A 7,027-nucleotide genomic window follows, 5' to 3' on the forward strand; every position below is an offset into this window, starting at 1 on the left:
GGCGCGTACGCCCGAAGTAATCCCTCCCGAGGCTCCATGCTGAGCCTGCGCGAAATACTGGATTGGGAAATCCTCTCCGGCCACACGGTCATAGCCGGCACAGGCTCTTTGGCCGTCGATGTCCGGTCGGTTACCGTTATCGACGCTCCTGATGCGGTGAACTGGGTAAAGCCGCACGAATTCGTYGTGACCAGCACCTACCCGGTCCAGCAAAGCCCGGATGCGCTCGTTGTCTTGATCGAACAGCTTGCAGCGCGCAATGCCGCAGGTCTTGGCGTCAAGCTGACGAGGTACCTGCGCGAATTTCCCGACAACGCGTACCGCCGTGCCGAGGAGCTTGGATTTCCGATCATTTCCCTGCCGGGGCCGCTGGCGTGGAGCGATCTCATCGGCAGGGTATTTTCCCATGGCGGTCAGCAACAGGGCAAGGAAGCGGCTTACCTCAGCGCCATCTACCGCGCATTTTCGCAGCATCAGTCGGGCATTGGCTCGCTGCGCGAGCTGTTCGAACTGGTGGCCGGCTTCATCAATCTGCCGCTGGTCCTTGCCCTTGAAAATGAAGCGGGCTTGCAGCTCGAAAGTCGGGGGGTCGCGGCGGCAGAGGCCGAAATGCTGGCGGAAGCCCTCATCGAGGGTGCGGCGACGGGCGCCCAGCCGGACGACGTACCTCTGCGCATGACGGTCGCTGGCACAAAGGTCGTGGTGGCGCGTTCGGGAATGGGGGCGGACGGCGGCGGCATGGTAGCTGTCATCGAGCGCGAACTGACCGCTTCCGAGCCCGATCTCGAGTGCTTGCGCCTCTCCGTACATCTCCTGCAGACGCTGGTGGACGCTAACGCCGGCACGCGCGCCAATCTTGCAAGCAACGCGAAACTGCTCGGCGATCTGCTTGATCCGATGCTTTCGCGCGAAGCCAGGAATGTTCTCATTGCCAAGGCTCTGCCGCCGGCAAATGGATGGCATGCGGTGGTTGCCCGCATTTTTGATGCCGATACGCTCGATGCCGCACTGTTCAGGCTGCGCCTGCGCCAGTTTTCGCGGCGCCACAAGGCGTTGTTGCTCGAGGAAGAAGATGGCAGCGAGTACGTCATTGCCGTGCCGGTGCCAGGAGCCGATCCCCGTTCCTGCGAGGCTGTGCTGCGCGAACTGCATCAGGTTTTCGAGCGGCAACTGGAACACGCTCGTGGCCTTCTCTATGGTCTTGGCCAGTCGGGACCGGCGGACCTGTCCGAGGCGGCTGTCCTGCGGCGTGAGGCCAGGCAAGCAATGACTTTCGGCATCAGGCTGAACGGCTTCAATCGCATCAGCCGGCATGAGGACATGCTGCTGCTGCGGCTGCTCGCCCATCCCTCTGTCATCGAGGAAAGCCGCCCTGGCTTCCTGCGACTGCTCGATCCGCTGCTGGCCATGGGCGAGCAGGGAGCGACGCTCATGGAGACGCTGAAGGTATGGCTGCGGGAAGATGAAAGCATGCCTCGGACCGCGGAGCTTCTGGGCCTGCATGTCAACACGGTTCGCCAGAGGCTGGAGCGATGCCGTTCGGCGCTCGGGCTGACCGATTTCAGGACCGATACGCGGCTTCGCCTTTACGTGGCACTGCAGCTTCTTCCTATGCTGACGAACGCAGAGGGCTGAAGCAGAAACCTTTCTGCTAGCCCTCCGCGCTGGGTTCATTGGACGATGTTTTTCAGCATTCCGATGCCCGAGATCTCGACCTCGATCCGGTCGCCAGACTGCATGGGGCTGACGCCCGAAGGGGTTCCGGTGATGATGACGTCGCCCGGCTCCAGCGTCATGATCGAGCTGACGAACTCGATGATGAAGGACGTCGAGAAAATCATGTCAGCCGYGGTCGAGTCCTGCCTGACTACCCCGTTCTGGAGGAGACGGATGCTCTGGTCATCAGGGTTCAGATCCGTTTCGATCCATGGTCCCATGGGCTTGTAGGTATCGAACGACTTGGCCCGCGTGAACTGCTTGTCCTTGAGCTGGAGGTTACGGTTCGAAACGTCGTTGGCGCAGGTGTAGCCCAAAACGACCGATGCCGCTTCGGCTGCCGGAACGTTGCGGGCACGTTTCTTGATAACAATCGCAAGCTCGGCCTCGAACTCGACGCGCTGCTCGTGRCTGTCCAAAACGATTGCCTCGCCGGGGCCGATGATCGCCTGCGGCGAGCACATGAACAGCATCGGTTCGTCGGGGAGCGGCAGGCCGGATTCACGTGCGTGCAGGACGTAGTTGAGCCCGACGCAGACTAGTTTACCAGGCTTCACCGGAGCAAGAAGCTTGACCGCAGCAAGCGGCAGGACATCCGCCGACGGCACAATCTCGCCGAAGGGACCGTCGGGCAGGGTGCGCACCCCTTCGTTGTCGAGCAGGCCCCAATGCTCGGCGTTGTTTTGGGCAAAGCGTACGATCTTCATGACTATGTCCTGTGTGGGTCAGTGCTTGTCGTAATGTCCATTCAGCCAGCGGATGGACTGCGCCATTGCCGCTTCGGCGTCGGGAACCTGGAAATGCTCAGCGGTGGTCCAGCCGTCGTAGCCGATCGCGTCGAGATCGTTCAGGGCGGCGGCGATATCCCAGTCGCCATGGCCGACGGCCCGGCGGTCGCTGTCGCAGACATGGTAGTGCCAGAACAGGTCGCCAGCCTCCCGGAGGCTGTCGCGGTGCACTTCCCCTTCGATGGTGATGTGGGCCAGATCGAGCATCAGGCCGATGTTCGCCCGCTCAAGGCGGCGCACAAAGCGCACGGCTTCGGCCGTACCCATCAGGAAGTTTGCATATTGATGGTTGACGGGCTCCAGAACAATGCGGGTATCGGGGCGCGCGTCCGCGGCCGCCTGCATCCCCTCGACGACCCACGCTTCGGTCTGGCCGCGCGCGATCCCGTCGAGATAGCGACCGCGCATGCGCCCGACATTGACCATGGCACCGAAGCGTGCAGCCAAGTCCATGGCGGCGATCATTCGTTCCAGCGTCTCGGCCCGGCGTGCCGGGTCGGGATCGGCAAGGGAGAGCTTGTCCTCGCCGTAGACCTCACCAGTGCAGATGGCCGGCATGGCGAGGCCCGCATCTGCAAGCTGACGCTCGATCAAGCCATGATCGAGAGCGCGCGGATCGCGCACGAGGAGTTCGACGCCGTCATAACCCAGTTCGCGGATTCGGGCGAAACAGGCCGAAGCGTCGCCCTGTATTGCGGTGACCTGTGCCGGCGTCACCTCCGGAGTGGCGTACATATAGGCGAGCTTCATTGCATGAAACTCAAGTCGTTGCGCTTGACCATCTCCGCATGGATCACTTCCTTACGCAACACGCTGACATTGGGAATGGCGAACTCCTGTATCTGGAAATACTCGGCCTTGCCTTTTTCGCCGCGCGCAGTGCGCAACACGAGATCGACCAGTTCCTCCCCGACCTGGCGCAGCGACTTCGTGCCTGCCAGGATGTCGCCTGCGCTGATGTCGATGTCGTCGGGCATCTCGCGGAATACGCGGTTGTTGGAGCTTACCTTCAGAACGGGGGCGATGGCCGACCCCGAAGGCGTGCCCTTTCCGGTGGTGAAGAGCACCATATGGGCGCCACCGATAATCTTGCCGGTCACTGACGAAATGTCGTAGCCGGGCGTATCCATGATGATGACACCCTTCTCATGAGGTTGCTGGCCGTAGTCGACCACCTCGGTGATCGGGCGGGTGCCGGCCTTGTATATGCAGCCGAGTGATTTCTCCTCGATTGTCGTCAGCCCACCCTCTATATTTCCGGGCGAGATGAACACGCCGCTGTCGTCCTCGGTAGTCATCGACAGCTCGATCTCGTAGGCCTTGATGCGGCGCATGAGTTCGTCGCGCACCTCGGGCGTCTTGCAGCGGCGATAAAGGACGCTTTCGGCGCCGACCATTTCGGTGAGCTCCGAGAGGATGACCGTGCCACCTGCGTCGACGATGATGTCGGCGGCCTCGCCCACGGCGGGGTTGGCCGTGAGCCCGGAGAAGGCATCCGAAGAGCCACATTCGAGTGCAATGATGAGTTCGGAAAGATCGCCTTCGTCCGTCGGCTGCGCCGCCATTTCGGCCTTCATGTGTTCCACGATCTTTACGCCGGCGTCRGAGGTCGTGCGCGAACCACCGGCTTTCTGAACGACCAGGCGCTCGACCGGTCGCCCCGATGCCTTGATGGCGTCGAACACTTTCGAACCGGATGCCGTTTCGCAGCCGAGGCTTACCACCAGCACCGCACCAACATTCGGGTGCAGGCCGTGGCCGATAAAGGCCTCCTCTGTGGTCCGGTTCTCCTCCGCATCGAAGGTACAGCCATAGGGATGCATGAATGTCGCGGCGCCGGTGCGGTTGGAAATGTCCATCGCGACACGGTTGACGCAGGCCACTGTAGGAATGACCAGCACATGGTTTCGGATGCCGATGCGGCCGTCTGGCCGTCGATAGCCTTGGAACTTCATAACAGTGCTCCTTTCAGCCTATGAATGGCGCCGGGCCTTCACGCCCCAGCAGTTGTGCGTGTGAACATGACCACCCTCGGCTATGTCCGTTGTCGCTTCGCCGATGACCTCGCCGTATTTCAGGATTTGCTCGTGTTCCTGGATCGGCCGGATTGCCAGCTTGTGGCCCGCCGGCATGTCGTTGCGTGCGATGATCTCGCGGGTTTTCCCCTGTCCGGTGATCAAGACGGCATCGCCGGCCGCGACCGCCCCGGTCAGCGTCGCGACATGATCCTGCGTGCGGATAAGAATTGCCGTTACGGGCATCTCAGGACATCTCCATTGAAGCTTCGTTGAAAAGGGTCGGAATCGCAGCCAGAAGCTGCTTGGTGTAGTCGTGACGCGGGGAGGACAGTACCTGCGAGCCTGTTCCGGTCTCGACGATCTGCCCGTGCTGCATCACAGCGATGCGATCACACATCCGCGCTGCGACCCTGAGGTCGTGGGTGATGAAGAGCATGGCGAAATCGAGTTTCTTCTGAAGTTCCTCGAACAGGTCGAGCACCTGCGCCTGAACCGAAACATCGAGCGCCGACACGGGTTCATCCGCGACGATGAGCACCGGGTCCATCGCCAGCGCTCTGGCGATGCCAACGCGCTGGCGTTGTCCGCCAGAAAACTCATGCGGATAGCGGTTGGCCGCATCTGGCTTGATGCTGACAAGTTCAAGCAGTTCGCGGGCACGGCGCCAGGCTGCATCGCGTGGAACGCCCTGCGTCATGGGACCGATGGCGATGGACTGCCCGATGCTCATCTTCGGATTGAGCGACGAGAAGGGGTCCTGGAAGATCATCTGCACACGTCCGCCACGATGGCCCTTGACCGCGCGGTGACGGTTCAGCTCATCGTCGGCAAAGACGAGGCTGCCTTCGTCAGGTGCTTCCAGCCCGACCACGCAGCGTCCCAGCGTGGATTTACCGGAGCCGGATTCGCCGACGATCCCGAGTGTCGAGCCCCGCTCGAGCGTGAAGCTGACACCCTTCAGGGCTTCCAGCTTGCGTGGCGCCTTGAACAGCCCAGACGTCAGGAAGTAGGTTCGCTCGAGGTCTTTGACTTCAAGCAGTGGCCTGGCCGAATTCTCGGCGCGAGGCGCGGCCGTTCCGGTGGGAATGGCCTCGATGAGCTGGCGGGTGTAGCCGGAGGCGGGGTTGCTCAGCACCTCGCGCGCCGGACCCTGTTCCTCGATGCGGCCATTGCGCATGACGATCACATCGTCGGCGATCTCGGAGACCACGCCGAAATCATGGGTGATGAAGAGCACGCCGGTTCCGCGCCGCTCGCGCAACGAAGCGATCAGCTTGAGGATCTGTGCCTGGGTTGTGACATCCAGCGCGGTGGTTGGCTCATCGCAGATCAGCAGGCGCGGCTCCAGCATCATCGCGCAGGCAATCACCACGCGCTGGCGCTGCCCGCCCGAGAGACGGAAAGGGTAGCTCTCAAAGAGCTCTTCCACCCGTGGCAACCCAACGTCACTCAAGGCGACAAGGGCACGGCGGCGACGTTCGGCGGCGGACAGGGATAAGTGGACTTCCAGCACMTCTTCCAGCTGTGCCCCGATCTTCATCAGTGGGTTCAAGGCGGCCATCGGCTCCTGGAAGACCATGCCGATCTCGCGTCCGCGCAAGGCGCGCATTCCCGCCTCGTCGAGTTTGAGAAGATCGAGGTCACCGAAATGGATCGACCCGGCTTTCGCCTCCAGATGCGGACGTGGCAGCAGACCCATGATGGCATCGGCAACAGTGGATTTGCCGGAGCCGGACTCGCCCACAATGCAGACGGTGCGGCCCGGCATGAGGTTGAAGGATGCCCCTGAGACTGCAAATTCTCGATCCGAGCCCTTGGGCAGCGAAATGTCGAGCCCCTGGACTCTGAGCAATGGAGTGGCGTCGCTCGACATGGCCTTCACCTGTTGCGCGAATGGATATTGAGAGCGTCATTGAGCGCTTCGCCCAACACGTTCAGGACTAGGACGGTTGTGGCGATGGCAAGCCCCGGGAAGGTTGCCATCCACCACGCCTGGCGCAGAACTGTACGCGAGGCGCCGATCATGAAGCCCCAGCTCATCTGGTTGGGATCACCAAGGCCGAGGAAGCTGAGGCTCGACTCCAGCAGGATGGCGGTCGCCACCATCAGAGAGCCCATGACGATGATGGGAGACGCCACGTTGGGCAGAATCTGCCGGAACATGATGGCGAGCGCGCTTTGGCCCTGAAGCTTGGCTGCCAGCACAAAATCCCGGCTGCGCAGTGACAGGAATTCCGCACGCACGAGGCGCGCTACCGGCGGCCAGGAGACGATGCCGATCGCCATGACGATGGAGCCCACGGAAGGTTGCAGGACGGCGACAAGAACCAGCGCCAGCGCGAAGCTTGGCACCACCTGGAATATCTCGGTGAAGCGCATCAGCGCGCTGTCGACGTGGCCGCCGCCATAGCCGGCGATTGCGCCTATGACGACACCAATGAAGACCGAAACAACCGTCGAGACCAGCCCGATCAGCAGCGAGACCCGGCCGCCCCACACCAGGCC

General features: G+C 62.1%; 7 protein-coding genes. 1 reads left to right on the plus strand and 6 read right to left on the minus strand.

The features are described 5' to 3' along the window. The coding region (locus tag AC1DUU_RS18890; RefSeq protein ID WP_476784936.1) for a PucR family transcriptional regulator at nt 1-1,635 on the plus strand (1,635 nt) is incomplete at its 5' end. Between the two features lie 35 nt (nt 1,636-1,670). Here the strand turns inward: AC1DUU_RS18890 and AC1DUU_RS18895 are convergent. The 6 genes from AC1DUU_RS18895 to AC1DUU_RS18920 form a co-directional block, all read right to left on the minus strand. After that, nucleotides 1,671-2,423, minus strand: a complete 753-nt coding sequence (locus AC1DUU_RS18895) for a fumarylacetoacetate hydrolase family protein (protein WP_476784937.1) — start codon at nt 2,421-2,423, stop codon at nt 1,671-1,673. Between the two features lie 18 nt (nt 2,424-2,441). Then, nucleotides 2,442-3,254, minus strand: a complete 813-nt coding sequence (locus AC1DUU_RS18900; RefSeq protein WP_476784938.1) for a sugar phosphate isomerase/epimerase family protein — start codon at nt 3,252-3,254, stop codon at nt 2,442-2,444. Continuing rightward, nucleotides 3,251-4,459, minus strand: coding sequence for a UxaA family hydrolase (locus AC1DUU_RS18905; protein ID WP_476784939.1), 1,209 nt, complete (start codon nt 4,457-4,459; stop codon nt 3,251-3,253). Before AC1DUU_RS18905 ends, AC1DUU_RS18900 begins: the two co-directional genes overlap by 4 nt. Nucleotides 4,460-4,477: 18 nt before the next feature. Continuing rightward, nucleotides 4,478-4,765: a UxaA family hydrolase gene (locus AC1DUU_RS18910; RefSeq protein ID WP_476784940.1), complete on the minus strand. Its 288-nt coding sequence runs from the start codon at nt 4,763-4,765 to the stop codon at nt 4,478-4,480. Between the two features lies 1 nt (nt 4,766). Further along, on the minus strand, nt 4,767-6,395 hold the full coding sequence (locus AC1DUU_RS18915) for a dipeptide ABC transporter ATP-binding protein (protein WP_476784941.1): 1,629 nt from the start codon (nt 6,393-6,395) through the stop codon (nt 4,767-4,769). A gap of 5 nt (nt 6,396-6,400) precedes the next feature. Further along, nucleotides 6,401-7,027: ABC transporter permease (locus tag AC1DUU_RS18920; RefSeq protein WP_476784942.1), on the minus strand; the 627-nt coding region annotated here is incomplete at its 5' end.

This window comes from Aminobacter sp. P4_H6_2 (assembly GCF_056400805.1).